The organism is Kocuria subflava (genome assembly GCF_012163155.1).
Classification (GTDB): Bacteria; Actinomycetota; Actinomycetes; order Actinomycetales; family Micrococcaceae; genus Kocuria; species Kocuria subflava.
In genome coordinates this window covers 130707-157371 of the sequence record NZ_JAAVUN010000003.1, presented here as the reverse complement: position 1 = coordinate 157371, position 26665 = coordinate 130707, and the positions used below count along the sequence as shown (strand labels likewise).

At 64.0% G+C, this 26665-nt stretch carries 29 protein-coding genes, 1 tRNA gene and 1 riboswitch; of the genes, 9 read left to right on the top strand and 21 right to left on the bottom strand.

Annotated features, from left to right (window positions below):
- Positions 1-108 precede the first annotated feature (108 nt).
- From GTW58_RS03255 to GTW58_RS03225, 7 genes are all read right to left on the bottom strand, one after another.
- Positions 109-303, bottom strand: coding sequence for a rhodanese-like domain-containing protein (locus GTW58_RS03255; protein WP_232817927.1), 195 nt, complete (start codon positions 301-303; stop codon positions 109-111).
- 177 nt (positions 304-480) lie between these two features.
- Positions 481-1311, bottom strand: coding sequence for an RCC1 domain-containing protein (locus tag GTW58_RS03250; protein WP_232817928.1), 831 nt, complete (start codon positions 1309-1311; stop codon positions 481-483).
- Positions 1308-2150 carry a sigma-70 family RNA polymerase sigma factor gene (locus tag GTW58_RS03245; RefSeq protein WP_119932213.1) on the bottom strand — a complete coding sequence of 281 codons (843 nt, stop codon included), beginning with the start codon at positions 2148-2150 and terminating at the stop codon, positions 1308-1310. The genes GTW58_RS03250 and GTW58_RS03245 overlap by 4 nt, the downstream gene beginning before the upstream one ends.
- Positions 2147-2566 carry a carboxymuconolactone decarboxylase family protein gene (locus tag GTW58_RS03240; RefSeq protein WP_119932214.1) on the bottom strand — a complete coding sequence of 140 codons (420 nt, stop codon included), beginning with the start codon at positions 2564-2566 and terminating at the stop codon, positions 2147-2149. Before GTW58_RS03240 ends, GTW58_RS03245 begins: the two co-directional genes overlap by 4 nt.
- 108 nt (positions 2567-2674) lie before the next feature.
- Positions 2675-3199, bottom strand: coding sequence for an O-acetyl-ADP-ribose deacetylase (locus GTW58_RS03235; protein WP_119932215.1), 525 nt, complete (start codon positions 3197-3199; stop codon positions 2675-2677).
- 39 nt (positions 3200-3238) lie between these two features.
- A complete protein-coding gene (locus GTW58_RS03230; protein ID WP_189587252.1) occupies positions 3239-4039 on the bottom strand; it encodes an alpha/beta fold hydrolase in 801 nt (266 codons plus the stop codon).
- Positions 4040-4106: 67 nt separating this feature from the next.
- Positions 4107-4955: an alpha/beta fold hydrolase gene (locus GTW58_RS03225; protein ID WP_157980421.1), complete on the bottom strand. Its 849-nt coding sequence runs from the start codon at positions 4953-4955 to the stop codon at positions 4107-4109.
- Positions 4956-5495: 540 nt separating this feature from the next.
- On the opposite strand from GTW58_RS03225, the gene GTW58_RS03220 reads away from it, so the two are divergent.
- Both GTW58_RS03220 and GTW58_RS03215 read left to right on the top strand, forming a co-directional pair.
- A complete protein-coding gene (locus GTW58_RS03220) occupies positions 5496-6329 on the top strand; it encodes a M57 family metalloprotease (protein WP_119932218.1) in 834 nt (277 codons plus the stop codon).
- A 101-nt stretch (positions 6330-6430) separates the two neighbouring features.
- Entirely contained in the window at positions 6431-7876 is a 1446-nt protein-coding gene (locus tag GTW58_RS03215; RefSeq protein WP_232817929.1) for an MFS transporter, read from the top strand.
- Here GTW58_RS03215 and aroD read toward each other — a convergent pair.
- Positions 7871-8644: a type I 3-dehydroquinate dehydratase gene (gene aroD / locus GTW58_RS03210; RefSeq protein WP_119932219.1), complete on the bottom strand. Its 774-nt coding sequence runs from the start codon at positions 8642-8644 to the stop codon at positions 7871-7873. The genes GTW58_RS03215 and aroD overlap by 6 nt on opposite strands.
- 13 nt (positions 8645-8657) lie before the next feature.
- Positions 8658-9152, bottom strand: coding sequence for a thiol peroxidase (tpx, locus tag GTW58_RS03205; protein WP_119932220.1), 495 nt, complete (start codon positions 9150-9152; stop codon positions 8658-8660).
- A 119-nt stretch (positions 9153-9271) separates the two neighbouring features.
- On the opposite strand from tpx, the gene GTW58_RS03200 reads away from it, so the two are divergent.
- Together GTW58_RS03200 and GTW58_RS03195 are read left to right on the top strand one after the other, a co-directional pair.
- Entirely contained in the window at positions 9272-9712 is a 441-nt protein-coding gene (locus GTW58_RS03200) for a DUF3054 domain-containing protein (RefSeq protein ID WP_119932221.1), read from the top strand.
- A gap of 46 nt (positions 9713-9758) precedes the next feature.
- Positions 9759-10037, top strand: coding sequence for an Lrp/AsnC family transcriptional regulator (locus GTW58_RS03195; protein WP_047692012.1), 279 nt, complete (start codon positions 9759-9761; stop codon positions 10035-10037).
- Positions 10038-10045: 8 nt separating this feature from the next.
- Here GTW58_RS03195 and trpD read toward each other — a convergent pair whose 3' ends face one another.
- Entirely contained in the window at positions 10046-11062 is a 1017-nt protein-coding gene (gene trpD, locus GTW58_RS03190) for an anthranilate phosphoribosyltransferase (RefSeq protein ID WP_052209756.1), read from the bottom strand.
- 301 nt (positions 11063-11363) lie between these two features.
- Here trpD and ctaE point away from each other — a divergent pair, with 301 nt between their 5' ends.
- The 5 genes from ctaE to GTW58_RS03165 all read left to right on the top strand — a co-directional run bounded on the left by ctaE (position 11364) and on the right by GTW58_RS03165 (position 16475).
- Positions 11364-12005 carry an aa3-type cytochrome oxidase subunit III gene (gene ctaE, locus GTW58_RS03185; protein ID WP_168023451.1) on the top strand — a complete coding sequence of 214 codons (642 nt, stop codon included), beginning with the start codon at positions 11364-11366 and terminating at the stop codon, positions 12003-12005.
- A gap of 52 nt (positions 12006-12057) precedes the next feature.
- The gene (gene qcrC, locus GTW58_RS03180) at positions 12058-12846 is read left to right on the top strand and encodes a cytochrome bc1 complex diheme cytochrome c subunit (protein ID WP_119932222.1); all 789 of its coding nucleotides are present in this window, start codon (positions 12058-12060) and stop codon (positions 12844-12846) included.
- Positions 12847-12921: 75 nt separating this feature from the next.
- Positions 12922-14022, top strand: a complete 1101-nt coding sequence (gene qcrA, locus GTW58_RS03175; protein WP_119932223.1) for a cytochrome bc1 complex Rieske iron-sulfur subunit — start codon at positions 12922-12924, stop codon at positions 14020-14022.
- Positions 14022-15710: a cytochrome bc1 complex cytochrome b subunit gene (qcrB, locus tag GTW58_RS03170; RefSeq protein ID WP_119932224.1), complete on the top strand. Its 1689-nt coding sequence runs from the start codon at positions 14022-14024 to the stop codon at positions 15708-15710. Before qcrA ends, qcrB begins: the two co-directional genes overlap by 1 nt.
- Positions 15711-15935: 225 nt before the next feature.
- Positions 15936-16475, top strand: a complete 540-nt coding sequence (locus tag GTW58_RS03165) for a GNAT family N-acetyltransferase (protein ID WP_119932225.1) — start codon at positions 15936-15938, stop codon at positions 16473-16475.
- A gap of 3 nt (positions 16476-16478) precedes the next feature.
- Here the strand turns inward: GTW58_RS03165 and ribH are convergent, their stop codons facing one another.
- The 11 genes from ribH to GTW58_RS03110 form a co-directional block, all read right to left on the bottom strand.
- Positions 16479-16958: a 6,7-dimethyl-8-ribityllumazine synthase gene (ribH, locus tag GTW58_RS03160; RefSeq protein ID WP_047692019.1), complete on the bottom strand. Its 480-nt coding sequence runs from the start codon at positions 16956-16958 to the stop codon at positions 16479-16481.
- Entirely contained in the window at positions 16955-18307 is a 1353-nt protein-coding gene (gene ribB / locus GTW58_RS03155) for a 3,4-dihydroxy-2-butanone-4-phosphate synthase (protein WP_232817930.1), read from the bottom strand. Before ribB ends, ribH begins: the two co-directional genes overlap by 4 nt.
- Positions 18304-18984, bottom strand: a complete 681-nt coding sequence (locus tag GTW58_RS03150) for a riboflavin synthase (RefSeq protein WP_047692020.1) — start codon at positions 18982-18984, stop codon at positions 18304-18306. Before GTW58_RS03150 ends, ribB begins: the two co-directional genes overlap by 4 nt.
- Positions 18984-20105 (bottom strand): bifunctional diaminohydroxyphosphoribosylaminopyrimidine deaminase/5-amino-6-(5-phosphoribosylamino)uracil reductase RibD, encoded by a 1122-nt coding sequence (ribD, locus tag GTW58_RS03145; protein WP_232817931.1) that lies wholly within the window; start codon positions 20103-20105, stop codon positions 18984-18986. Before ribD ends, GTW58_RS03150 begins: the two co-directional genes overlap by 1 nt.
- Positions 20102-20866, bottom strand: coding sequence for a nicotinamide riboside transporter PnuC (pnuC, locus tag GTW58_RS03140; protein WP_119932226.1), 765 nt, complete (start codon positions 20864-20866; stop codon positions 20102-20104). Before pnuC ends, ribD begins: the two co-directional genes overlap by 4 nt.
- A 160-nt stretch (positions 20867-21026) precedes the next feature.
- Positions 21027-21191: riboswitch (FMN riboswitch) on the bottom strand.
- An 83-nt stretch (positions 21192-21274) separates the two neighbouring features.
- Positions 21275-21937 carry a ribulose-phosphate 3-epimerase gene (rpe, locus tag GTW58_RS03135; protein WP_119932227.1) on the bottom strand — a complete coding sequence of 221 codons (663 nt, stop codon included), beginning with the start codon at positions 21935-21937 and terminating at the stop codon, positions 21275-21277.
- 48 nt (positions 21938-21985) lie between these two features.
- Positions 21986-23506 carry an RsmB/NOP family class I SAM-dependent RNA methyltransferase gene (locus GTW58_RS03130; RefSeq protein WP_232817945.1) on the bottom strand — a complete coding sequence of 507 codons (1521 nt, stop codon included), beginning with the start codon at positions 23504-23506 and terminating at the stop codon, positions 21986-21988.
- A 227-nt stretch (positions 23507-23733) separates the two neighbouring features.
- Positions 23734-24678 carry a methionyl-tRNA formyltransferase gene (gene fmt / locus GTW58_RS03125; protein WP_119932229.1) on the bottom strand — a complete coding sequence of 315 codons (945 nt, stop codon included), beginning with the start codon at positions 24676-24678 and terminating at the stop codon, positions 23734-23736.
- Positions 24675-25355, bottom strand: coding sequence for a peptide deformylase (gene def / locus GTW58_RS03120; protein WP_119932230.1), 681 nt, complete (start codon positions 25353-25355; stop codon positions 24675-24677). Before def ends, fmt begins: the two co-directional genes overlap by 4 nt.
- A gap of 102 nt (positions 25356-25457) precedes the next feature.
- Positions 25458-26300 (bottom strand): cytochrome P450, encoded by an 843-nt coding sequence (locus GTW58_RS03115; RefSeq protein ID WP_047692046.1) that lies wholly within the window; start codon positions 26298-26300, stop codon positions 25458-25460.
- Positions 26301-26419: 119 nt separating this feature from the next.
- Positions 26420-26491, bottom strand: a tRNA-Val gene (locus GTW58_RS03110).
- Positions 26492-26665 lie beyond the last annotated feature (174 nt).

Here is a 26665-nt window from a genome sequence, read left to right as displayed (position 1 = left end):
GGATCTTTCTACCAAGAACCCACCCCGCCCACCGTGGCCCTAGCCGCTTGACGAAAACCATAGAAGCACCCTCCTTCTGGATTCAGCACGACGTGAGTCACTTTCTGATCAGGCCGCCGACGACGACGAGTACCCGTGTCGGCAGATCAGGACGTATCTCTGATCCCAGCTGATGGCCTCTGGGATACGCCACTCGAACGTGGGATCCAGTCGCCATGGGAGCACGGTCAGATCGATGACCAGGGCGCCAGGTATCTCCACCGAGTCGGCGCGGTGAGCCAGTGTTCGCAGATCAATGAGCACCGCTCCCCTGGCCTGTTCCTCTAGAGCCTGCTGCGGCGACAATCGATGCAGATCAGAACGCACTCGACCGACAAACCCATACATCCGATCGGCCCATCCGTCATGACGGCGGGCTAGCAATGCCAGCGTCGTGTCACGGAGTGGTGCCCGCTGTATGAAAGGCATGATCCTCACGCCCTAAATCCACGATTCACGTGTACTGACCACCGTCCCATCGGTACGCAGTCCAAGGGAGTACGTGGCTCCACCTGTCACAGCCAGGATCTCCTCCCAGCCGAAGACCTCGCATTGACCATGTGTGTTGTCCCCCGCCGCCAGGACACGACCACCTTCCGTGATCGCCAGTGAGTGGTGACTTCCCGAGCCCAGCGCCACAACGTTGCGCCAGTGAAAGACCTCGCGCATTCGGCGATGCTGGATAGAGGTACAGAGAACTCGTCCGTCCTCCGCCAGGCCTAGAGTGTGCGTAGACCCCGCACTGACGGCAACCAGGTTCTGCCATTCATCCACATTGCACTGGCCACGATTGTTGTTACCAACAGCCACCGCGGTCCCATCAGCCTTCAGACCGACTGAATGCCAATCCCCGCAAGACACCGCCACGATGTCGCGCCAAGCGTTGACGTCACATGCACCCTCGATGGTGCGCCCTGCCGCGTGGACCGTGCCGTCATAGCAGACACCCAGTGTCCGACGCCATCCGGCCGCTACCGCAGCGATGTCGCGCCACTGCCCGACCTCACACTGTCCGTGTTGATTCCAGCCTGTGGCCACAACAGTTCCATCAACCCGCAGACCGACGGAATGGGCCTTGCCTGTATTGCTGGCGGCGTGGACGTTGCCAGCCGCTATTGCCACGATGTCGTGCCACTGATCCACGTCGCGGGACCCGTCCACTGCGGATCCTGCCGACATCACCGTTCCGTTTTCACGGACGGCCAATGAATGCCTGGGCCCTGCTGCAATGGCGACGAACTTGAATTTCCCGTCCACATCCAAACCTTTCACCCGATGAATTCCAGTTTGGCGGGGTTCATCATGATCTGCAGGCCGGCGACCAGGCCGTGGTCAAGCTCCAGGGTGACCATCCAGGCGCCGTCCGGCCAGGTGAAGTGGTACGACTGTCCTCCGTTGACGGCCTTGACTTCCGGCCTGGCTGCGGTGATCCCGGCGGTGACGCCGAACAGCATCCTGGCCACCTTCTCCGCCCCGTAGATGGGCCAGCGGGCGGCTTTGCGTTGACCGTTGGCATCCGACCACAGAATGCAGTCATCCGTCAGCAGCTCCAGAACCGTGTCCATGTCCCCCGCCATGACGGCATCCACCAGCGCCGTGAGAGCACGTTCGCTGTCACCATCCGGTGCCCGGTCGGGAGTTGTGAGGGCGGGCAGGAGCTTCTTGGTCCGGCTGACCACCTGCCTGCAGGCTGCAGGGCTCCGGCCCACGGTGGCTGCGATCTCCGCGTACGGGAGCTCAAAAGCCTCGCGCAGCACCAAGATGGCCCGTTCCTCCGGTTCCAGGCCGTCCATCAGGCGCAGCATTCCGAGCCGCAGTGACGACCGCAGTTCGGCGGACTCCTCCGGCAGCAGGCTGGTGGAGACCGGTTCGGGCAGCCACGGCCCCACATAGTCCTCCCGCCGGGCACGGAGCTGCCGTCCACGGTCGATGGCCAGTCGCGTGGTCACCGTGGTCAGCCAGGCCCGCGGGTTGCTCAACTCCTCCTGAGCATTCAGCCGCAGCCACACTTCCGAGACCACGTCTTCGGCGTCGTACCAACTGCCCAGGACCCGGTAGGCCAAACCGATCAGACGGGGGCGCTCGGCGATCCAGACCTGAGTTGGGTTCATGCGTCCAGCTTGGTGGCAATGCCCATCCGGTTCCAGACATTGATGGTTGCAATGGCCACCACCAGATCTCCCAGTTCGGCTTCACTGAACACCCGCGCCGCTTCATCCCACACATCATCGGGCACACCGCCCATTTCCAACCGGGTGACCGCATCGGTCAGCGCCAGGGCCGCCAGCTCACGCTCGTCGAACAACGACGACGGAACCTCACCTTCCAGCGCATCCATCCTCTCCTGCGACTCCCCTGCCTTCTCCAGCGCCTTGGTGTGCATGGCGATGCAGTACCCACAGCCGTTGAGCAGGGAAGCACGCAGTTTGACCAGTTCGTTGAGACGGGCCGGCATTCGCATCCGCGTGTATCCCTCAAGCCCCAGAACGGCGGCGTATGCCATTTTGTGGCTCTTCTGCAGGTTCATCCGTGGCACGTGGAACTCCTCAACTCAGGGAACGGGTGTCGTCAATGATGACGATTGCCGGGTCCCGTTTGTGACAGATCCGGTTCACGTACCCGGCGGTGCCAGTTCTCAGCACCCGGCGATGTGGCGCCGGTAGGCGTCTTCCGCGGCCTGGCTGAACGGTACGAACAGAACCTCCTGCACAGTGCCCTCAACCTCCTCGGCCATGTCCTGCACGGTCTCCACCGCGATGCGCGTGGCATCCTCCAGTGGCCAGCCGTAGACGCCTGCGGAAATGGTGGGAAACGCCACGGTTCCAGCGTGCAGATCAACGGCGACGCGCAAGGATTCGCGGTAGCACGAGGCCAGCAGCTCGGAGCGATCTTCCTTCTGCGAGTACACGGGCCCCACGGTGTGGATCACCCATTGGGCCGGCAGATGCCCCGCCGTCGTCGCCACTGCCTGACCCGTGGGCAGGCCGTCTGGCAAAGAATCGCGGCGGAGGGCACGGCAGGCCTCAAGGATGTCAGGACCACCGGCACGGTGAATGGCGCCGTCGACTCCCCCGCCGCCCATCAATCTGGAATTGGCCGCATTGACCACGGCATCAACGGTGAGGGTGGTGATGTCTGCCAGCTGAATGCGCATGTCCATGCGCCCAGCCTAAACATGCCTCACGCCGCTACACACCGATCAGTCCAGGAAGTGCCGCAGCAACTGCGTGAACTCTTCCGGCTTCTGCGAATGCACCCAGTGCCCAGCACCCTTGACGGTGACCTTGCGGACCTGGGGAAAGAGCTTTTTCATGGCGGGCCGGTATTCCTCCTTGACGTACTGGGACTCGCCGCCGGCCACCCAGGTCACGGGCCCGTCAAACGTGGAGTCGAACTCGGGGAACCCACCAATGGTGTCAAGGCTGCTGTAGAGCAAGTCCAGATTGGGCTGCCAACCGAACTGACCGTCCTTGTGACGCAGGTTCTGCATCAGGAACCCACGGACGGTGGGATGCGGAATGGGCTCGGACAACTGTTCATCCACCTCACCACGGTTGGCCACCGCCGTGAGGTCCACGGAACGCAGGCTGCCCAGCAGATGCGGGAACTCTCCCCCGCTGTTCCAGCTCTGTACCGGTGCAATGTCCACCACCATCAATTTTTCAATGAGCTCCGGCCGGGTCAACGCCATGGTCATGGCCACTTTGCCGCCCATGGAATGTCCCACCAGGTGGTACGGCTGCTCCCCCAATTCAGCCTCCACCGCTGCTGAAACCTGCTCTGCCGTCTCCCGGTAGTCAATGGTTTCCGTCCACGCGGACGCGCCGTGGTTGGGCAGATCCACCAGGAGCACCGTGCATTCCGTGCTGATTTCCTTGGCAAACCGGGAGAAGTTCTTTCCGCGGCCCATCAGCCCATGCAGGAACACCAGATTCTTGGGCCCATCCCCCACACGCTGGATCTGAACTCCGTGGTCTGCACCCGTGCCCTGTGACGTCATACCCATTAGGCTATCGTCAGGCACCGACACCGATCACGACGACGCAGCGCCCCACCGTGCGGTGGACCTACGGCTGGGCGAACCACTGTGTGATCGCATCAAACGTCACTTCGGGTGCTTCCAGGTGGGGAAAATGCCCCACGCCGGGAAGAACACGCATGTGGGCGCCAGACAACGTGCTGCGCCGGCCAGTCAACATGCTGTGACGCCCCGGCAAGAGGTGTGGTGGCACAGCGGCGTCGTTTTCACCCATCAGACACAGCGTGGACTCTCGTGCAACGGCGCTGCCAGGCTCGGCACTCGCCAGGTCCAGGAGACCCAGGGGGCCACTGCCTGAAGACCGGAAAGTGGCGGCGATCCGTTCCATGTGCTCAGTCTGAGGCCGGTAACCCGGCGACCATCTGTCCCACAGGGCGGTGATGGCTTGCGCGTCCGAACCCAGGATGCGTCGTCTCCCCCAGGACCCCATGCGCGGCAGCAAAACATGGCGCATGGACCACGCCACCCGCGGATCGCGGCGCATCAGATGCTGAACCACGTCAGGCCCGGCCGCCCCCAGAGCGACCACCTTGTGGGCTTTCATGCCGCGGCCCAATGCCTGATGCACCACCCAAGCGCCCTCACCATGACCGATCAGCAACACGGGCCGATCAGGCGAGAGCTCGTCAACCAGGGCGTGGAGATCGGCCGCGTGCGCTGACAACGACGGTCCACCGTCCAACGGGGAAGGCGCGTGGCCCCTCAGATAGGGGGCAACTGTCACGTATCCGTGAGCTGCAAGGTGGCGTCCCAAGGCATCAAAGGTGGCGGGGTGGTCAGCAAACCCGTGCAGAGCCACAACCACCGGGCCACCAGGGTTTCCAACTGCCCGCACGGCGAATCGAGCCTGTGCGGTGTCAACGTGAACATCAGTCACGGCGTAATCCACCGGCGGTCTCCCCCCATCATGTCCGGCACCTCGACCTATTCAACAGCATGAAGTTGGCCGAGCCTCCTCAGCGCACGTCCACAGAACCGTGCTGAATGCAGAGGAATACTTCTCCAGTGATGCCACTGATTGACACAGAACGCTTTACTGGACTTTGGTCCAGGGTGAAACAGAATAAATGCACCCATCTGCATGGAAATCAAGGTCTAGATCAGACTTTTTTAACCGGAAAATCCAGTGGTGGGCATTGTTTGATGAGACTGCCGCAGCGCACCATTCCGCGCGTGATGTGTCACCAAACGGATATGAACCCGCATGCATCCACCCATCCCCCGTTGTGCGATCCGTTGTCACCACAGCCCGATGATCGATACTGTGTGCGTGTTTGAACTAGTCAAACCTGGTTGGATCGCAGTTGGATCCATTGGCCACACCTGTCACCCCTGGGCCCGTGACAGTTGTGTCCAGTTGTCCCCCGTCTCCGCAGTCCGTGGGTGAAACCATTCATCTGCGGGAAAGGACTCAACCATGAAAACCCTCATGCGAATTGGCGCTGCCGTTGCAGCCACTGCATTGGCCATGTCCACCGCCCCTGCCGTTTCTGCCCATGAAACCTGGGCAGATCACTCCCACCAGAAACCCAGTTGGCAACAATTCGAATCGGAAACTTTCCGCGACACGGACGGGCAGTACATTGTGGACGGCGACATTCCCGTTCCCAACACGGGCTCCCTGTTCAAGTTCTACGATTCGCTGCCCAGCGGACCGGTGGCCCCGGAGTCCGGCGGAACAGGTGACCTGATTGCCAACACGGACGTCTACGGCAACGCCACCCTGTGGCCTGCTTCCCAGGCCAAGAACCTGACCTATTGCGTGTCCAACAACTTTGGCTCCCGCAAGGCCACGGTAGTCAACGCCATGCAGCGAGGGGCCGCCATGTGGGAGAACTCCTCGTCCGGCATTGACTTCCGCTACGTGTCCTCTCAGGACGGCAACTGCAACACCCGCAACAACTATGTGGTGTTCTCCGTGGAACCCACCTCATCCACCGGATACATTGCACGCGCGTTCTTCCCCAATTCGCCCAAGTCCAGCCGTAACGTGCTGGTGGCCGACCAGTTCTACTCCTCCGGATGGCAGCAGGAGGCCATCATGGCTCACGAACTCGGCCACACATTGGGCTTCCGTCACGAACACACCCGACCTGAGGCCGGCACGTGTTTTGAGGACAACAACTGGACACCCCTGACTCCGTACGACTCGGTGTCGATCATGCACTACCCGCAGTGCAACGGAGGCTCAGCCAACTTGAGCTTCTCCCCCTATGACCGCAGCGGTGTCCAGCGAGCCTACGGTTCCTGACACGCGCTGACCGGCTGCCATCACCGCCAGGCGCCGTGGACGGGGGTGAGATCCCCCGCATCCACGGCGCCTGGCGGTGTGTTGGGCGTAGCATCGAGCGGGTGAATTCCCACCCCCACCCCGCGCCCGAGGGCAACTCACCAGACCCCAACCGTGGGCGCATTCTGGTGATTCTGCTGTCCTCCTTGTTCATGGCGCTGATGGCCGTGAGCATCGTCAACGTGACTCTCCCGTCCATCCAGGAGGGTTTGGGAGCCACGGACACCGGGCTGCAGTGGATCCTTTCCGGATACGCCTTGTCCTTCGGCATTGTGCTGGTTGCAGCAGGCCGTGCCGGTGATCTGCTGGGCAGGGAACGCATCTTCATTGCCGGAATTGCACTGTTCACGGTGTCATCACTGGCGGCAGCCCTGGCGCCGTCGATCACCTGGCTCAATGTGGCCCGGGTGGTCATGGGTGTGGCCTCCGGACTGGTCAACCCCCAGGTGGCCGGGCTGATTCAACAGCACTACCAGGGTGTGGAGCGGGCCCGAGCCTTCGCCTCCTTTGGTGCCGTGGTGGGTGTGGCCGTGTCCGTGGGACCGGTGATCGGCGGCTTCCTCCTGGGGATCTTCCCTGTGGAGGTGGGTTGGCGCACCACGCTGGGCATCAACGTCCCCGTGGGCGCGGCCATCACGGTGCTGGCTTGGCGTTGGATGGACCTACGGCCCCGGCCCAGGGGCGGCCGCAAGCTGGACATTGATCCTGTGGGGGCAGCCCTGTTGGGCACCGCGGTGCTGGCCATCATGCTCCCGTTCATGCTGGCCTCACGGCATCCATCCGCATGGTGGTTGCTCCCGGGAGGCTTGGTGCTCACCTGGATCTGGGTGCGCTGGGAGCGGCGCTACCAGGCAATCGGCAACCAGCCCATGGTGGACCTGGATCTCTTCCGGATCCGCAGCTACACCCTGGGTTCCATGATGATTGGCGTGTACTTCATGGCGGCCACCTCCATCTGGGTGATCCAGGCCCAACTGGTGCAGCAAGGGTTCGGCGAATCGGCACTGACGGCAAGCCTCCTGACCCTTCCGGCGGCCGTGTTCACGGCGGTGTCGGCTCAGCTGGGCGGCCGCCTGGTGGTCCGCATCGGACGCTGGACCGTGGTGATCGGGCTGCTCATCATGCTGGTCGGCTTGATCGCCACGGTGATCATGACCCCGCTGATCACTCAGCAGAGCGTTCCCCTGTGGATCCTGGCCGTTTCCATGGCGCCCATTGGCATCGGCGGCGGGTTGGTGACCAGCCCCAACCAAACGCTCACACTGCGGGAAGTGCCGGTGGCACAGGGCGGTACGGCTGCAGCCATCACCCAGACCGGTCAGCGCATCGGCACCGCCGTGGGAACCGCCGGGATGACGGGTGTGTACTTCCACCTGTTGCCGCATGGTGCAGACGTTGCCGCGGACACCACCTACTCCCTGATCGGGGTGGTGTTGGTGGTTGCTCTGGTGATTTCAGTGGTGGATGCGCTGGGGACCCAACGGCGCCAGCACACCTCCAGGCTATGAGCCTGCCGTTGCCCGGTTGACCCCATCCAACAGGGATTTCAGGTCCTCCACCGGAATCTGTCCCGGGGCGGATGCCCGGCCCACAGACCCGAAAGAGGCTGCGGATCCGAACACGTGCCCACTGATCCGGGAGACTGCACCCAGCCCGGCCATGGACATGGTGATCACAGGGATTCCGGCACGCTCCGTGTGACGTGCGGTGGCAAGCATGAGGGTGGCCACATCTGCGGCCGTCTGCGGCATCACGGCCACCTTTGCCACCCCGGCCCCCATGTCCTCCTGTTCTCTCAAGATCGCCATGATCTCCTCCGCAGGCGGAGTGGAATGGAAGTCGTGGTAACTGGCAACCACCGGTACATCGTGCTCGCGGGCCAGCGTGAAAAGTGCTTGCGCACCGTCCCTGCGGTATTCGATGTCCACCAGATCAGCACTGTGCGCCCGGATCACGGACTCCAGCAGCTGCGTGTACTGATCGCCTTCCGGACCCGCTCCGCCCTCCGCCGTGGTACGCACTGTGAACAGAACGGGTACGGCACCAGCCGCCTGCCGCAGCTGGGTCAACACTTCCGTCAGGCCTGGCCCGTCAGACCCGGCACCGTGGCAGGCCAACCAATGGTCGGCCCTCCACTCCACGATGTCGGCACCGGCCTCCACAGCACCCCGAACTTCCGCGACCAGATCATCAGCGGCAACTGAAGTCAACGGCACGATGACGGCGGGGGCAGCAGCGCTCAGCACTTCTGCCCCCACCTTGACGGAAGCACTCACCGGTTCAGCTCCGTCAGCTCAGGGCCGCTACGGCGTCGTCGTAATTGGGTTCCTGGGTGATCTCCGGAACCAATTGCGTGTAGGTGACCGTGCCGTCCTCATCCAGGACCACCACGGCACGGGCCAGCAGACCCTCCAACGGTCCGTCCACCATCTCCACGCCCCAATCCTGACCAAAAGTGGAACGGAAGCTGGAAGCCGCCACCACGTTCTCGATGCCCTCGGCGCCGCAGAACCGCTCCTGTGCAAAGGGCAGGTCAGCTGACACACACAGCACCGTGGTGTTCTCCAGGCCCGCAGCCAATTCATTGAAGCGGCGCACAGAGGCGGCACAGACGCCGGTGTCCAGGCTGGGGAAGATGTTGAGCACCACGCGGCGCCCGGTCAGATCCTGCGCACTGACGGTTGAGAGGTCCGTACCCACCAGGGTGTACGACGGCGCCTGCTCACCTTCAGCGGGCAACTGGCCAACGGTGTTCACGGGATTGTCCTGAAATGCAGTCTCCATGGCCCCACCATAACCAGGAATCGGGTGACGCCCACCACTCGCGTAAAATTGGACGCGTCCGTTGCGACGCCCGAACCCGTCCGCCGTGTGCACCTGCGCCGGCATTGAAAGGTCTACTCATGATCCCGGAACCACTTCCCCCCGCAGCCGGCGTGAAACTCCCCGTGAAAAACGTCCGCGGTGCCGTGGTGCTGTGGGTGGTGATCGATGTGCTCCTGATCTGCGTGTTCGCCACTGTGGGTCGTGCAGCGCACGGAGAGAACCCCTTGGGCTTCCCGGACACCGCCTGGCCGTTCCTGGCAGCCGCTGCCGTGGGCTGGGTGGGAATCGCCATGGCCGGGCGACCCGGGATCTCGATCCAAGGAGGTCTGCTCTTGTGGATCGTGACCGTTGTGGGTGGCATGGCCCTGCGCACGGTCTCCGGGCAGGGAGTGGAGCCATCATTCATCCTGGTGGCGTCCACGGTGCTCTTGGTGTTCCTGGTCGGGTGGCGGGCCATCGCCGGGACCGTTCTACGACGACGACGCCACACCCGCTCCGCGTCCAACACCTCGGCCTGACCCCCGGCACAGTCTGCGCCACCCTTAACCAGTCAAGGAGACACCAATGCTCACTGCCATCGTGATGGTCCGCACCGAACCCCAGCGCATCCCGGAGGTCGCGCAGGAGATTTCGGAGATCCGGGGTGTCTCGGAGGTCTACTCCGTCACTGGCGACTGGGATCTGATTGCCATGGTTCGCGTGCAGCAACACGATCACCTGGCAGAGGTGATCGCGGACAAGCTGTCAAAGGTTGAAGGTGTGGTGGAGACTGTGACTCAGATTGCCTTCCGGATGTACAGCCAACACGATCTGGATGACGCCTTCTCCTTGGGGATGGATTGACCCGCGGCTCAGTCAGTACCACGGGAATGCTCAACCCATCGGTGGAGCACGTTCGCGGCAGCACCTGAGTCGATGGAGGTGGCTGCTCGCTGCACGGCGGACTCGAAGCGCTGTTCGAACGGCGCCTGAGCTGATTCGTCAAGTGCCACCAGCGCCGCTGCGGCGTTCAGCAACACGGCATCTCGGACCGGCCCCTGCTCCCCCGCCAGAATGCGGCGCGCGACGGCGGCGTTGTATTCGGCGTCCTGGCCCCTCAGATCCTCCACCGTGGCCAGGGCCATGCCCAGATCTGCTGGATTGAGGATGTGCTCGGTGACTTGACCGTCACGGACCTCCCAGATCTCTGAGGTACCGGTGACGGTCAATTCATCCAAGCCGTCCTCGCCGCGGAAAACCAAAGCACGGTCACCACGGTCACGGAAGACCCCGGCCATCATGGGCGCCAGATCACGGTCGGCAACACCGATGGCGGAGGCCTTGACCCGTGCCGGATTGGTGATGGGCCCCAGGAAGTTGAAGGCCGTGGCCACCCCCAGTTGTTTACGGGTGCCGGCTGCGTACTTCATGGACGGGTGGAAGGTCTGGGCGAAACAGAACGTGATTCCCACGTTCTCAGCGCAGGAAGCCACCATCTCCAGGGGCATGTCAAGTTGCACACCCAGGGCCTCCAGACAGTCTGCAGAACCTGACTTGGAGGATGACGCGCGGTTGCCGTGCTTGACCACCTTGGCTCCGGCACCGGCGGCAACCAGTGCAGCCATGGTGGAAATGTTCACCGACCGCAGGCGGTCCCCTCCCGTACCGACGATGTCCACGGCCGACCCAGGAACGAGAATGTCCCGAGCGTGAGCCACCATGGCATCGGCAAGGCCTCTCAGTTCCTCAACGGTCTCACCCTTGGCACGCAGTGCCACCAGAAAGCCGGCCAAGACCACATCAGCGACCTCACCGGACATCACGGAGTCCATGGCTGCATAGGTCATCTCGGACGTCAGATCCGTGCCACCAATCAGGTCCGTGATCATCTGGGACCAGTCCACCTCTCGGGGGGCGCGAGCTGCTGGGTACGACGTCGAAGAATGTGTGGAAGTCACGCCTGCGATTCTAACGGGGGCATGACGTGTGCCATAAGTTGCCTGTGATCGGCCGCCCTGCTCGTCCTGGTTGCCGAGTTGCCATGTACCGGGCACACCACTGCTCAAGCCCTGTCAGACCTGGGAACGCAACAGAGGAACCTCCACCCAGATACTTGGAAGTCAGAACTTCGGTTGCTTCACGGGGTGTCTCGGTTGGTCCGGGCGACCGTTTGGCGACATAATGTCGTTCGTGACGACAGCAACCCATGCCCCAGCAGCGCGGCAGCCCGCCCCGGCCATCAATCGCCCGAACCTCACCGCAGTGGGGACCATCGTGTGGTTGGCCTCCGAGCTCATGTTCTTTGCGGGTCTGTTCGCCATGTACTTCACCCTCCGCGCCACCCAGCCTGAGCTGTGGACCGAGGAAGCAGCCAAGCTGAACATTCCCCTGGCACTGGCCAACACCACTGTCCTGGTGTTGTCCTCCGTGACCTGCCAGTTCGGTGTGTTCGCAGCAGAGCGCTTGCAGCCGCGCCGCACCGGCGGCATCTTGCAGGTCGGCAAGTGGGGCATGATCGAGTGGTTCATCCTCACGTTCTTCATGGGCGCGGTCTTCGTATCCGTGCAGACCTTTGAGTACGCCGAACTGGTCTCCCACGGCATCACCATCGCCGCCAACGCCTACGGCTCGGCCTTCTACATCACCACCGGCTTCCACGCCATCCACGTGACCGGTGGTTTGATCGCCTTCCTGATCATCATTGGACGCGCCTACTTGGCCAAGCGGTTCGGGCACTTTGAGGCCACCTCGGCCATCGTCGTGTCTTACTACTGGCACTTCGTGGATGTCATCTGGATCGCGCTGTTCATCATCGTGTACTTCCTCCGGTAACGCGTTCCACCGCTCAAGTCCCGCTCCGCTCAACTCTTAAGGAACTTCTGACGTGAAGGCTCTCTCACAGAAGCGACGCCACCCGCTGGCCCTGCTGGCCCTGCTCATGTGCGCTCTTCTCCTGACCGGTGGTCTCTACGCTGTCGCCACGACCACCAACCAGGCCAAGGCCGCCGATGACTACACGGCTTCGGAGGTTGATGAAGGCTCCAAGTTGTTCATCGCCAACTGCTCCACCTGTCACGGCATGAACGGTGAAGGCTCCGACGCCGGCCCGTCCCTGGTGGGCGTGGGTGCTGCATCGGTCGAATTCCAGGTCGGCACCGGCCGTATGCCCATGCAGATGCAGGGCCCCCAGGCCCAGGTGAAGCCGGAGCAGTTCACTGACGAACAGACCCGCCAGCTGGCCGCCTACGTGGCCTCCTTGGGCGCCGGACCGGCCGTTCCTGAGGACGAGTACCTGGACGTGACCCAGGGCGATCCCGCCAACGGTGCCAAGGTGTTCCTGGCCAACTGCGCCATGTGCCACAACGCAGCCGGCGCCGGCGGCGCCCTGACCCGCGGCAAGTACGCTCCCTCCCTGATGGGCGTGGACGAGGCTCACATTTACGAGGCAATGCAGACCGGCCCCGGGAACATGCCGGTCTTCAACGACGCCAACATCACGCCTGAAGAAAAGCGCGATGTGATCACCTACTTGAAGTCGATCGACAACAACACCGATCCGGGCGGGTTCGGCCTGGGCTCCTTGGGCCCGGTCTCCGAGGGCCTGTTCATCTGGACCATCGGCCTGTTGATCATCATCGGCTTTGCCGTCTGGCTCACCTCACGGTCTGCCTGATCATCAACTGCACTACGCCGGGCAACCGGTGAACAAGCACCACATTTCACACTAGAAAAGAAGAAGAGGGACCACATGGCTGACCACCGTGACGGCCTTCCCCAGGGGAAGAAGGGAAACGTGCTGGACCGCACCGCGTCCGCACCGGAGACCTTCCAAGACCCGGGTCTGCCTCCGCACCGCCCCCGCAGCACCGACGTCGACTCCGGTGCGGCCAAGCGAGCTGAGCGCCAGGTGGCGCTGCTGTTCGCCGTATCCATCATCGGTTCCGTGCTCTTCTTCATTGGGTACTTCGGTATCCGCGTGGACGGGGACATCTACTCGGTCACGGATCCTGAGGCCACCTCCGCCTTGCGCCTGCAGAACCTGCTGCTCGGCGGCGGCATCGCCCTGGGCATGCTGGGCATCGGTGTGGGCGTTGTGCACTGGGCCCGCACCTTGATGCCGGACCACGAGCTCGTGGAAGAACGCCACGACGTCGTGACCGAGGCTCAGCGTGCTGAGGCGGAGCAGATCATGGGCACCATCCTGGACGAGTCCGGGATCAAGCGCCGTCCGCTGATCCGCAACACCCTGATCGGTGCAGCTGTCCTGGCCCCGCTTCCGTTCGTGGGTCTGCTGCGAGACCTGGGGCCGTTGGATCTGACTCCCCTGCGCCACACCCTGTGGGAGGACGGCGTTCGCCTGGTTCGTGACCCCTCCGGCACGCCCATCAAGGCCTCTGATGTCACCTTGGGTTCCACCTTCCACGTGCTCCCGGAGAACCTCTCCGGCCTCAGCCACGACGACGGCTACCTGGACGAGAAGGCCAAGGCCGTTGTGCTGCTCATGCGTTTGGACCCGGACACCGTGAACGTGAGCCCGGGCCGCGAGGACTGGAACGTGGACGGCATCTTTGCCTACTCCAAGGTCTGCACCCACGTGGGTTGCCCCATTGCTCTGTACGAGCAGCGCACGCACCACCTGCTGTGCCCCTGCCACCAGTCGACCTTCGACCTGGCCAACGAGTGCGAGGTCATCTTTGGCCCGGCCTCCCGTCCGCTGCCCCAGTTGCCCATCTCCGTCGATGACGAGGGCTACCTGGTGGCCACCGGTGACTTCCCGGAGCCGGTCGGTCCCACCTATTCCCAGCGCGTGATCGCGGTCAACGAGATGGAAGAGGAGAACGGTAACTGATGTCTGCCTCCACCACCACGTCCACTCACGGCACGTCCGCTGAGTACCAGGCCGACACCAACGTCGGCAAGATCGCGAACTTCGTGGACACCCGCGTGGGTCTGTCCCCGATCATCAAGGAGTTTGGCCGGAAGATCTTCCCCGACCACTGGTCCTTCATGTTCGGTGAAGTCGCGCTCTACTGCTTCATCATCCTGCTGCTCTCCGGCACCTTCCTGGCCTTCTGGTTCGACCCCACCATGGCCACCACGGAATACACCGGAAACTACGTCCCCATGCAGGGCGTGGAAATGTCAGCGGCCTACGCCTCCACGCTGCACATCTCCTTCGACATCCGCGGCGGTCTGTTCCTGCGCCAGCTGCACCACTGGGCAGCTCTGCTCTTCTCAGTGGCGATCATGGTGCACATGGCCCGCATCTTCTTCACCGGTGCCTTCCGCCGCCCGCGTGAACTGAACTGGGTGGTCGGCTGCCTGTTGTTCGTCATGGCCCTGGTGGCCGGCTTCTCCGGCTACTCCCTGCCCGATGACGTGCTCTCCGGCAACGGCCTGCGCATCGTGGACGGCCTGGCACGTTCCATCCCGCTGGTTGGCGCTTACATCTCCATGCTGATCTTCGGCGGCGAGTTCCCGGGTCACGCCATCATCGGCCGTATGTACATCGTGCACGTGTTCATTGTGCCGGTGATCATCCTGGCCTTGATCGTGGTGCACCTGTTCATGGTGGTTGTGCACAAGCACACCCAGTTCCCCGGCCCCGGCCGAACCGAGAACAACGTGGTGGGCTTCCCGGTCGGCCCGGTTTACGCGGCCAAGGCGGGTGGCTTCTTCTTCATCGTCTTCGGTGTGCTGGCGGCCATTGCCTCGATGGTGCAGATCAACGCGATCTGGAACTACGGCCCCTACGATCCCTCCCCCGTGCAGGCAGGTTCCCAGCCTGACTGGTACATGTTGTGGACCGATGGCGCGCTGCGTCTGATGCCGGGTAACTGGCCGTTCAACTGGGAATGGGACCTGTTCAACCTGGTTTCCCTGCCCATGGCCGTGCTGTTGCCGATCCTGGCTCTGACGGTCTTTGTGATCGGCATGTTCATCTGGCCTTGGGTGGAGCGTTGGGTCACCAAGGACAACCGGGTGCACAACATCCTGGACCGTCCGCGCAACGCCCCCACCCGCACGGGCTTGGGTGTGGCCGCCATGGTCTACTACGGCGTCTTGATGATCGCCGCCACCGGTGACCTCATTGCCACCCACTTCCACGTGGCTGTCAACGATGTGATCTACCTGCTGCGGTTCCTGTTCTTCTTCGGACCGATCATCGCGTTCATCATCACCCGCCGCATCTGCCTGTCCCTGCAGCGCAAGGACCGCGAGATCGTGCTCCACGGCCGTGAGACCGGACGCGTGCAGCAGCTGGCCCACGGTGAGTTCATCGAGGTGCACGAGCCCCTGGACGAGTACCGCCGCTACACGCTGGTGTCCTACGAGGACGCCCAGGTGATGCCTGCTCAGGAGAACGCCAAGGGCAAGATCACCGGCTCGGAGAAGGTTCGCGGACGCTTGTCCCGCTTCTTCTACGAGGACCGCGTGGCCCCGGTGACCCCCACCGAGTTGGAGGCCGCTCACCACGAGCACGCCCACGACGTCGATCAACTCGAGTCCGCGGGAAGCACCTCGACGCGCCACTGATGATCACAGGGGTTCACAAGAACCTCGGTGGTCCCCACCAACAAGGGCCCGGTTCAGCGCTGCTGAACCGGGCCCTTGTTACAACGACCTTGAAACGATCCGACACGTCGCACCAGCTCCTCCTGTGCATGTGAGTACGCTTACAGGCAGACGGAACACCCGTTGCGACCACAAGCACATGCGTTTCGCGCATCCCGCGCGCAGCTGACATTGACGGAGGGCACGATGACTGGCACCATCATTTTGATTGCACGTACTGCTGATCTGGTACCCCGCTCCAGCTCTGCCCAACTGCCGGGGCGTCATGCCGAGCCAGATGATCAGGAAGCGTTGGCCCACCTGTTCCATGCCGCCTATGAAGCCGTGGGTCTGGACAGTGCCAACGGCGGGGTGGACAACCTGGATCAGGCCAAGGAGATCGTGGCCGGACTGTTCGCCGGCGAGTACGGAACGTTTCTGCCGGAGGCCTCCCCGGTGGTACTGAATGACGAGGGCGAAATCGTGGCCGCGTCACTTGTGGTGGGGCGCAGGGCGGGTGAAGGCCTGCCGGATGCCCCGTACATTTTTGAGCTGTTCACCCACAGCGCCCACAGGCGTCAGGGTCTGGCTGAGCGCTTGGTTCGGGAATCCGCAGCCGCTCTGAAAGAGGCCGGCCACGAACGGGTGAGTTTGCGCATCCGTGAGGACAACTCCCCCGCCCTGGCCTTGTATCTGACCTTGGACTTCAACCGTTGGCAGCAGGAAGCCGAGGACGACTACCTCTGACGGTCAGAGACCCAGATCACGCAGCACGGCGGCAGTCTCAATGGCTGCCGCCGTTGCTTCGTAGCCCTTGTCCTCCTGCGAATCGGCCAGTCCTGCGCGATCCAGCCCCTGCTGTTCTGTGTCGCAGGTCAGGACGCCGAATCCCACGGGCTTGCCAGTTTCCACGGAAACCTTGGTGATGCCATTCGTAGCAGCCTGGCAGACGTAGTCAAAATGGGGGGTACCACCGCGAATCACCACACCCAAGGCCACCACAGCGTCGTAGGTGGCAGCCAGTCGAGCAGCAGCCACCGGCAGCTCAAAGGAGCCCGGGACTCGCACCGTCACGCTGTTGCTGATGTTGGCATCCTGCAGGGCACGCCGGGCACCGTCCAGCAGACCGTCCATGATGGTGGTGTGCCAACTGGAGGCGACCACGGCAACGGACAGTCCTTGGGTGTTGATGGTGGACAGTTCTGGGGTGGGTGCGCCGTGACCGCTCATGATGGCTCTCCTCCGATGTGTTCTTGATGTGGGGGCAGCACGTCGTCGATGTGCTGCAGTTTGTGGTTCATGCGGTCCCTCTTGGTGACCAGGTATTCGTGGTTCTCGGCTCTGGCATGGACCTCGTTGGCAACGATTTCCACCACGTCAATGCCAAGTGTTCGCAATGCCGCTTCCTTGGCCGGATTGTTGGTCAGCAAGCGCACCTTGTCCAAGCCCAACTCCCGCAGGATGGTGGCAGCCGCTCCCCAGTCCCGGGCTTCTGCGGGTAGCCCCAACAATTCATTGGCCTCAACGGTGTCCGCACCACCGTCCTGGAGGCGATAAGCCTTCAGCTTGTTCACCAAACCGATGCCTCGCCCCTCATGGCGGCGGACGTAGATCAGGGTTCCCCCGTGTTGAGCCAACATGTTCAGCGCTTGGTGCAGCTGCGCTCCACAATCACAACGGAAGGAACCGAACACATCCCCCGTGAGGCATTCGGAGTGCAATCGCACCAGGGGCGGGTTCTCCGAGATCATGGGTCGATCGGTGCCCGGGTCAAGGGCGGTCAGGCTGAGGTGCTCACCGATGGTGGTCCCGTCAGCATCCGGGACCTGCCAGCCGCGGACCTGGAACCTGCCCTCAGGCATGGGAATCACCACGGCTTCAGAGGTGGCCGTGATGGTGCGTGGGACTGCAACTGCAGGCACCACGTCAGCCGCATCACCCTGGTCCGTGGCTTGCGCCGCAACATGACTGACCAGGTCTTCAATGCTTATCAGAGGTAGTCCGTGCTCCGTGGCGAATTCCCGCAGGGCGGGCAGACGCATCATGGATCCGTCGTCGTGCACCAACTCCGCAATCACACCAACGGGCTCCAGCTCGGCCAGGCCGCACAGCTCCACAGCGGCTTCCGTGTGACCGGGACGTTGCCTGACGCCACCGGCCACCGCACGCAGCGGCAGCATGTGCCCGGGGCGGGTGATGGCTTCAGGCCCGGAATCCTTGGCCGCCAGGACACGGGCGGTTCTGGCACGGTCAGCTGCACTGATCCCCGTGGTGACCCCAAGGCGGGCATCGCAGGTGACGGTGTAGGCCGTTCCCTTGGAATCCTGGTTGACGGCCGTCATGGGCGGCAGACCCAGAGCATCGGCGCGCTCTGCCTGCATGGGAACGCACAGCACCCCGGAGGTGTGGCGCACCGTGAAGCCTGTGAGTTCTGCCGTGGCGTGCTGGGCCGCAAAGATCACATCGCCTTCGTTCTCCCGGTCCTCGTCATCAACGACGACGACCGCCCCACCTGTGCGGATGGCCTCCACCGCGGCCTCAACAGGATCCAGGAAGGTCTCTTGTGGTTGTACAGTCACTGGTGGTCACCTCCGGCAAATGCCGCCAGGCGTGCGGCGTACTTGGCCATCACGTCCGCTTCCAGATTCACCCGAGATCCCTCCGTCTTGTGCCCCAGCCCGGTGGCTGCCAGCGTTGCGGGGATCAGACCGATTTCGAACCAGTGCTCGGTCTCCCGGGCTGCACTGACCGCGGTGACTGTCAGGGACACACCGTCCACGGCAATGGCACCTTTCTGAGCCAGCAACGGTGCCAGTTCCCGCGGGACGCTGATCCGTACCGTCTCCCAGGCGCCGTGATCCACGCGCTGAGTGATGGTGCCCGTTGCATCCACGTGACCCTGGACCACGTGCCCGTCCAATCGCCCGGCGACAGGCAGGCAGCGTTCCAGGTTGACGGTGTCTCCGGGTTGCAATCCGCCCAGAGTGGTCCGGGCCAAGGTCTCCCCCATGACATCTGCTACAAACTCTCCAGCGGCTGGTCCACCGGTGGCCTGACGGGCACCGTCATTGTCCGCAGTGACGTGATCGGCCCGCGTGAGGCACACGCCGTCAACTGCCAGTGAGCCTCCCGGCGGCAGATCATCCACGATCTCCCCCGCCTGGATGCGCACGGTCACGGTGCCATCCCCTGCCCCGGGTGCACCTGGGTGAAGGGCCACCACAGTTCCGGTGGTTTCCACGATTCCGGTGAACATCAGTGGTTCTCCTGACGGTTGGTGAGGGTGTGAGGTTGGGGTTCCAGGTGCCACAGCAGGTCATCGCCCAGGTGGTGCAGTGCGCCGCCGTCGCTGACATCAGCGCGGTAACGGCGGGCCTGTCCCAGTGTGTGAATGCCCAGGTTCGGGAAGGAACTGCGCCCTGCGCCAAGAATCATGGGGGCCTGATAGATCGTGAGTTCATCGGCCAGGTCAGCTTCCAGAAAGGCACCCACCACGGTGGCGCCACCTTCCACCAAGGCGTGCCGGACGCCGTCGTCGTAGAGCTGGGTGAGAGCGGCGCGGGGATCCCGGGTGTTCAGATGCCGGAAGCGGCCATCCGTTCCGCGCATGCGGGCCGCGGCCGGGACGCAACGATGCCCCATGGCCACCCGCAGCGGTGCGGGATCTGCAGGGGGATCTGGGGTGGCATCGGGGGCCGTGGCATCGGGGGCAGCAGCGGCCTGGTGCCGCACGGTCAGGCGCGGGTCATCGGCCAGAACGGTGCCGGTGCCCACAACAATGGCCTCCACCCTGGCACGGATGGAATGGGCGTGTTCTCTGGCAGCAGCACCGGTGATCCACTGACTGGTCCCATCAGCTGCAGCAATGCGACCGTCCAGGGTCTGCGCCGTCTTGACCGTCACGAACGGGCGCCGCTGCTGCTGCGCCATGATCCAGCGGTGGTTGAGTTCGGTGGCTTGCTCTGCCATCAGGCCGTCCTCCACCTGCACGCCGGCAGCGCGCAGAGTGGCCGCTCCACCGGAAGCCGCAGTAGTGTCCCGCGCGGCATGGACCACCCGCGGAATCCCGGCAGCCAATATCGCCTGCGCGCAGGGCCCGGTCCGGCCGGTGTGGTTGCACGGTTCCAGAGTCACCACCATAGAGCACGCCTGTAGATCCGTTCCGGCTGCCTGGGCCTGCCGGATGGCGTCCACCTCAGCGTGGGGCGTGCCTGCCCCGCGGTGGTGGCCCACGTGCAGTACGCCGCCATCCGGTCCCACCACCACGGCACCCACCAGGGGGTTGGCCCCGCGCGGGCCCAACCGTGCGGCATCCAGGGCCACTCGCATGGCCGCCTGGTCGGCGGGTGAAAAGGACTGTCCCACCTGCTGAGTCATTCCGGCTTCCTCTCAGCCGATTCCACCGTGACCGTGACATCCGGGAAGGCCGTTTCCACGGAGACCACCTGGTTGTTCGCGGTGTTCACGACGCCGTGGGCTCCGGTGGCCGTGCCAGCGGATTCCTTGCGCTGCACGCGCCACCACACAAAAAATCCGATCAGGGTGAAGGCACCGTAGAACAGGTACATGGCCGCCGAGGCCCAGTAACCGGCGCTGATCAACAGGGGCACGCCCACAATGTCCACGGCCACCCACACCAGCCAGAACTCTGTCCACCCCCGGGCCATGCCCCATGTGGCAACCACGGAGCCCATAAAGATCCAGGCATCGGCCCAAACAGGCTCATAGGACCCCAGTGCACGGAAGATGGGGGTCAGCACCACAGTGCCCAGGATCAGAAGCACCACCAAGAGGATGCGTTCACGTCCCGAGGCCCAACGTGGTGTCACCGCGGCTTTGCCACTGCCGCGGCTCTGCTGCCAGCGGATCCATCCGTAGATGGCCACCGCAATGAACATGACCTGGCGGCCTGCTTGACCCAGGAGATTCACCGGATTCGGGGATCCGAAAACGGCCCCCATGAACACTGTGAACAGCAGGACGTTGCCGATGATCCCCACGGGCCATGCCCAGATCTTGCGGCGCATTCCGCCCAGAGCGGAGAGCAGGCCGAACACATTGCCCAGCACCTCACGCCACAGGATGAAACCGTCGCCAATGTGCAACTGTGCTTCAAAAAGCCACCGCAAGACCTCCATGCCGGGGCCTCCACCGCTTCCCATCCGGTGTGCACGTCACCAGATGCCTGCCGAATTGATCTCGTCATCGGCCGGGCTGTGCTGGCGCCGGCCGTCTGGCGACCAGCGCGTTCGAGACTGGTGGCATGGGAGAGTCGCGGCACGCCACATGGGCGGACCGCGGGTGCCCCTCCCATCCAGACTGTTCTGTCGGCACCGGAATTTCACCGGTCAGGCCGAGGTAACAACGAGTGGGACCACCTGTAGTGGAGATCTCCCCTGTTGCTGTACTCGGTTAGCGGGCTGTCACCGCCGGCTCGGAATTTCACCGATCTCGAGGCACGTCGTGTCGTCAGTGCCGATTATCGCACGCAGGCAGCAGCGGGCGTGCACGTTCGCCGGCGGCGCCAGGACAGGTTGGTTCGAGTCCTAGGATGCGGTGGTTGCGGCCTCACGCAGTGCGGCGATGGCGGCAGCCGGATCTGAAGCACCGTAAACCGAGGAGCCGGCCACAAAAACATCGGCGCCGGCCTCGGCTGCCCGCACAATGGTCTCCTCGGTCACACCACCGTCCACCTGCAACGCCACCTGGCCGCCGCCGGCCTTGATGGCCTCCGCTGCACTTCGGATCTTGGGCAGGGTCACGTCCAGGAACTTCTGGCCACCGAATCCCGGTTCAACGGTCATGACCAGCAGCATGTCGATCTCCGGGAGCAGGTCCAGATAGGGCTCCACGGCGGTGGCTGGGCGAATGGCCAAACCGGCCTTGGAGCCTGCGGATCGCAGTTCCCGTGCCAGGCGAATGGGTGCCGTGGCCGCCTCCGCGTGGAAGGTCACCGAGTCACAGCCAGCCTCCGCATAGGCCGGTGCCCACCTGTCCGGGTCCTGGATCATCAGATGAATGTCCAGGGGAATGGACGAAATCTCCTGCAGGCGCTCCACCACGGGCAGGCCCAGCGTGAGGTTGGGGACAAAGTGATTGTCCATGACGTCAACATGGGCGGCATCCGCCGTGGCAATCCGCGCGAACTCTGCTTCCAGGTTGGCAAAATCGGCGGACAGGATGGATGGGTTGATGCAGCAGCGGCTCATGATGTTTCCTTCACTCCGGACGGTGACCAGGACCTGCGCCCCGCCCAGTCATTTGTTCTTGCGGAAATGGGCGATGAACATGGCGTCGGTCCCGTGGATGTGGGGCCACAGTTGGGCAGTCGTTGCAGTGTGGCCGGTCGTTGCAGGATTTTCCGATGTTGCGGGTTCGCCCGTACGTGCCCGGCTGCCGACATGAATCTGGGCTGGATCGGCGTCGCCGTCCAGGGCCCCGGGCAGTGCGGCGGCCCTCACGGCAGCACCGGTGTCCACCAGGTTCAGTTCCGGGTGTGCCTTCAAGACGTCATCCACGGCCACCATGGTTTCGGCAGCGTGGGGTGAGCAGGTGGCGTAGACCAGCAGACCGCCGGGCTTCAGCGCACCCACGGCGGCGTCGAGCAGCTCGCCTTGCAGCACGGTCAGGTCAGCCAGGTCCTGAGGCGTCCGGCGCCACCGAGCTTCCGGACGACGACGCAACGCACCCAACCCGGTGCACGGTGCATCCACCAGAATGCGATCAAATCCGGCTTCCCCGGAGCTTTGACCGGCATCAGCCGCCGTGATGCGCCTGCCATCAGCGCACCGGACGGTCCAGGCCTGCGGATCCACCACGGCAAGTGCCTGGCGGACCAGGTCGGCTCGGTGGGAGGCCACCTCGTTGGCGGTCACATGTGCTCCGTGCTGCGCTGCCAGGGCAGCCAACAGGGTGGCTTTGCCGCCGGGTCCGGCGCACAGATCCAACCATTTCTCCCCGTCAGCCACGGGTGCTGACTGGAGCACGGAATGAGCCACCAGCTGGGATCCAGCGTCCTGGACTCGGACGGTGCCGTCACGTACTTCCTGGACTCGGCGCAGGTCACCACCGGCACTGGTTGCAGCGTCAGCCACCAGGGTGCTGGGGGTGGCGCCGTCGTCAAGGGCTGAGGTCAACTCCCCCAGCCCCGGCAGTGCCACCAGATGCACCTGGGGTGCGGCGTTGTCGGCCTCCAGCAGCCGCGTGATCTCAGCGGGGTTGCGCCCGTGGACGGTGAGAGCTTGGCGCAGGGCGCGGACGATCCAGGTGGGATGGGCACCTTCCAACGCCAGGCGGGTGACGTCGTCGGTGTTGCGGGTCAGGACCTCAAGCCACTCGGTGAGGTCATGGGCCATGACTTTGCGCAGCACCGCGTTGACCAGCCCGGAGGGTCCGGCGCCGATTTCAGCGCGGGTGAGTCCCACGGTTTGATCAATGGCCGCGTGATCCGGGATGCGCATGGCCAGTAGCTGGTGGACACCCAACCGCAGAGCGTCCAGAACGGGGGGATCAATCTTGGCCAAGGGGCGGTCCACGCAGTGCGTGAGCACGGCGTCCCATGTTCCTTGGTGCCGCAGCGCCCCGTAAGCCAGCTCTGTGGCCAGTCCGGCGTCCCGGCGGTTCAGCTGGAGGCGGCGCAGCTGGTCAGGCAGAACCAGGTTGCCGTAGGCGTCGTCCTCAGCCACGGCGCGCAAGGTTCGGAACGCAGCAAGCCGTGCAGGATCAGTGCGCCGGGTCCGTTGCGACGGAACTGAGGAGGAATAGCGCCGCTCACCCATTGCCTGGCGGTTGCGCTGGCGGCCGCGGTTGTCCCGGTACCCGCCCGATTCACCGGTCCCACCGGAGCGACCGGAACCACCGGAGCGACCTGGCCCACCCGAAGGACCGGAGCCACGTGAGCTGCCGGCACCACGGGACCGGCCTGTATCACGAGACGGGCCAGCACCGCCGCTTCCACCGGCACCACGTGATCCACCTGTGCGGCGCGTGTTCCCGGGACCTTGGCTCATGCGAATTTCACCTCTGAAGTGTCTGCCCCGGTCATGCGACCACGGGCCCAATCGGATGCTGCCATGGACTTCTTGCCAGCCGGCTGCACCAGAGTCAGCTCAACGGGATGACTTCCGGTTCCCACCAGCACGGACCCGTGGTGAATCATCACCTGGCCGGGTGGTGCTGGAACTTCCTGGGCGTCGGGCTCGTGGCGCTGAACCACGTGGCCCGTGATCTTGAACCGGGCCCCGTCCAGTTCCGTCCAAGCCCCGGGTTCAGGGGTCACGGCGCGCACGCGTGCTGCAATGCGCTCGGCAGGCTGGTTCCAGTCGATGCGCCCGTCTGTGCCGGTCAGCTTGGGTGCCTTGGTGCCCTGCCCCGTCTGCGGGGTGGGTGTGACGCCGTTGGCCAGATCCCGCAGGGACTCGGCCAGCACGGGTGCTCCCACCTCGCTCAGGCGGTTCAGCACGGTGCCAGCCACATCATCCGCTCGGACAGGATCCGTGAACCTTCGCAGGACCGGACCAGTGTCCATACCTTCGTCCAGCACAAACGTGGTGGCAGCGGCTGTGGTCTCCCCGGCCAGCAGGGATTGTTGCACCGGTGCCGCACCGCGCCATGCGGGCAATGCCGAGAAATGCAGATTGACCCAGCCCATGGGCAAGGCTTCCAATGCCGCAGGCTTCAACAACGCACCATAAGCCACCACAGCACCCACCTGGGCGCCGGTGACCAGAATCTGGTCAATGACCGCGGCATCCACGCGATCCGCTTTGATCACTGCCAACCCGAGCTCAGCGGCAGCCTGGGCCACGGGTGAAGGCGTCAGGGTCTTCTTCCGTCCCACGGGGGCGTCTGGGCGGGTCAGGACGGCCACGACGTCCAGGTCTTCCTGGTCAACCAGATGTTTCAGCGGCTCAACAGCCGCCTGCGGCGTGCCTGCAAAAAGCACCTTCACAGGGCACCTCCTGAACGGTCAAGGCCCGCATGATTGCGGACTGGACGGTTGGCGCGGTTCGTCGTCGTTGTTGTTGTGGTGGAGGCTGCGGCAGTGGGGGCTGCCGGTGCACCAAAACTGGAGCCGCGCCCGGAGGCCAAAGAATCCCCCCGCTGCTGATGCACGTCCGCCACCACGGATGTGTAGTTCAGGCTCCGAATGGCCTGCATGGCCTGCTTCTTGGCCGTACCCCGCAAACGGTCCACGTACAGCGTGCCGTCCAGGTGGTCTGTTTCGTGCTGGAGGCAGCGCGCCAACAAGCCGTGACCCTCAACGGTGACCGGGTCTCCCGTGACGGTGCAGCCGGTCACCTGTGCGTAGTCAGCACGCGGGGTGGGATGCCCCATGCCAGGAACGGACAAGCACCCCTCCGAGCCGTCCTGCGGTTCATCCCCTACAGTCAGTACGGGGTTGACCACATGGCCGGACTCCCCCGCGATCTCATAGACAAAAATGCGCAGGCCAACACCGATCTGCGGGGCAGCCAGCCCCACGCCCTGGACATCGTGCATGGTGTCCACCATGTCGTCCACCAAGTTCTGAAGGTCATTCCTGGTGGCGTCATCAAAGGTACGGACGGGTTCCGCCACGCTACGCAGCACGGGGTCACCAATGGTTCGGATGGGGCGTACTGCCATGAAGTGGGGCTCTCCTGGGTTGTTCACACGGGTGTGGGCCTCCACAGTCAGGGCTGAAGGCCAAAGTTCTTCACGTTGTGTCCAAGTTTAGGGCGCAGCGCTTCAGGCCGGTGGAGGCGGTACCGGACGCAGTTGGGCGCCGGCTGCGTCCAACAATGTTTCGTGCGTCCAGACCCGGCGAAGCGCGCAGAACTTGTGCCAGTGGGCAGCCAGTACCTCCGGGACCGCTTGTTGCGCCACCACTTCCGTGGGCCCCACGGCCACTCCCAGCAACAAATCAGCCTGACCGTAACGCCACGGTTCCCACTGTCCCGTCTGCGCGTCCACCAGTTGTTCCTCAGCCTTGAGCCCCGCCACCAGCTGCGTGACCACCTTGGGGTCCAGAGCCTTGACCCGACCATTGCGGTCCGTGCCCTTGGTCTTGTAGTCGATCAAACAGACCTTGCCCGCGATCTCAGCCACCAGATCCAGAGTTCCTGCGTAGCCCACGGTGTGGTTCCAGACCGTGATCTCCGCTGCCAGGGGCTTGGGTGAGTAGAGATCCCACCATTCATCGAACCGCGCGGCATAGGCCTCCTCGCCGTGGTCGCGCAGCACCGCGCGGGCCTGTTCAACATCTGCAGGCTCACCCATGGCCTGCAGCGCGGTTTGCTCGCAATAGTTGTGCACGCGGTCCCCGCGTTCAGCCGCCCGATCCCGGTAGCGTTCGGCGGCACCGGCAGCATCACGGGCCACGGTCCTCATCCGCGACGGCGACCCCAGGGCACCCGCCAGCCGGTCATCCTCCAGGACAGCTTGAGCCGCCAACCAACCGTGCCAGCCACCCAGGTCCACTGCCGCCCGGGACAAGACGGTGGTGATGGACGGGACGGTGGCCACCTCCCCCTCTGCCCGGGCGTACATGCGTCCATGAGCCGTCTGCTCGGCCAGTCTTGGCTGCGTCATGCTCTCCCCATCGGTGTGAATCACCTGGTGGTGACGGACGCTGCGGCCCGTACGGTGGTCAAAAGCCAAGAGCCCCACCCGGAAGTTCATCCCGGGTGGGGCTCTTGTTCACAAACACGTGCGCGATACTGGGATCGAACCAGTGACCTCTTCGGTGTGAACGAAGCGCGCTACCGCTGCGCCAATCGCGCTTGCGACCTGGAAACCATAACGCAGGTGACCCGGTTCGTGCCAATCGGCGGCCACACGCCGCTTGGTGCACCGATCCCTGCACCGATCCACGGACCACGTACGGGCCACCGGGAGCCGATTTGCGCGGAGCCGATCAGGTCCCCTAAAGTCTCTGGCGTCGGAAACGGCGACAG

What these genes read in the sequence shown, in the direction of transcription:
- GTW58_RS03245 (WP_119932213.1), bottom strand. Translation starts at nt 2,150, where the DNA reads ATGAACCCAACTCAGGTCTGGATCGCCGAGCGCCCCCGTCTGATCGGT.
- GTW58_RS03240 (WP_119932214.1), bottom strand. Translation starts at nt 2,566, where the DNA reads ATGAACCTGCAGAAGAGCCACAAAATGGCATACGCCGCCGTTCTGGGG.
- GTW58_RS03235 (WP_119932215.1), bottom strand. Translation starts at nt 3,199, where the DNA reads ATGGACATGCGCATTCAGCTGGCAGACATCACCACCCTCACCGTTGAT.
- GTW58_RS03230 (WP_189587252.1), bottom strand. Translation starts at nt 4,039, where the DNA reads ATGACGTCACAGGGCACGGGTGCAGACCACGGAGTTCAGATCCAGCGT.
- GTW58_RS03220 (WP_119932218.1), top strand. Translation starts at nt 5,496, where the DNA reads ATGAAAACCCTCATGCGAATTGGCGCTGCCGTTGCAGCCACTGCATTG.
- tpx (WP_119932220.1), bottom strand. Translation starts at nt 9,152, where the DNA reads ATGGAGACTGCATTTCAGGACAATCCCGTGAACACCGTTGGCCAGTTG.
- GTW58_RS03200 (WP_119932221.1), top strand. Translation starts at nt 9,272, where the DNA reads ATGATCCCGGAACCACTTCCCCCCGCAGCCGGCGTGAAACTCCCCGTG.
- GTW58_RS03195 (WP_047692012.1), top strand. Translation starts at nt 9,759, where the DNA reads ATGCTCACTGCCATCGTGATGGTCCGCACCGAACCCCAGCGCATCCCG.
- trpD (WP_052209756.1), bottom strand. Translation starts at nt 11,062, where the DNA reads ATGATCACGGACCTGATTGGTGGCACGGATCTGACGTCCGAGATGACC.
- qcrA (WP_119932223.1), top strand. Translation starts at nt 12,922, where the DNA reads ATGGCTGACCACCGTGACGGCCTTCCCCAGGGGAAGAAGGGAAACGTG.
- qcrB (WP_119932224.1), top strand. Translation starts at nt 14,022, where the DNA reads ATGTCTGCCTCCACCACCACGTCCACTCACGGCACGTCCGCTGAGTAC.
- GTW58_RS03165 (WP_119932225.1), top strand. Translation starts at nt 15,936, where the DNA reads ATGACTGGCACCATCATTTTGATTGCACGTACTGCTGATCTGGTACCC.
- ribH (WP_047692019.1), bottom strand. Translation starts at nt 16,958, where the DNA reads ATGAGCGGTCACGGCGCACCCACCCCAGAACTGTCCACCATCAACACC.
- GTW58_RS03150 (WP_047692020.1), bottom strand. Translation starts at nt 18,984, where the DNA reads ATGTTCACCGGAATCGTGGAAACCACCGGAACTGTGGTGGCCCTTCAC.
- ribD (WP_232817931.1), bottom strand. Translation starts at nt 20,105, where the DNA reads ATGACTCAGCAGGTGGGACAGTCCTTTTCACCCGCCGACCAGGCGGCC.
- pnuC (WP_119932226.1), bottom strand. Translation starts at nt 20,866, where the DNA reads ATGGAGGTCTTGCGGTGGCTTTTTGAAGCACAGTTGCACATTGGCGAC.
- rpe (WP_119932227.1), bottom strand. Translation starts at nt 21,937, where the DNA reads ATGAGCCGCTGCTGCATCAACCCATCCATCCTGTCCGCCGATTTTGCC.
- GTW58_RS03130 (WP_232817945.1), bottom strand. Translation starts at nt 23,506, where the DNA reads ATGGGTGAGCGGCGCTATTCCTCCTCAGTTCCGTCGCAACGGACCCGG.
- def (WP_119932230.1), bottom strand. Translation starts at nt 25,355, where the DNA reads ATGGCAGTACGCCCCATCCGAACCATTGGTGACCCCGTGCTGCGTAGC.
- GTW58_RS03115 (WP_047692046.1), bottom strand. Translation starts at nt 26,300, where the DNA reads ATGACGCAGCCAAGACTGGCCGAGCAGACGGCTCATGGACGCATGTAC.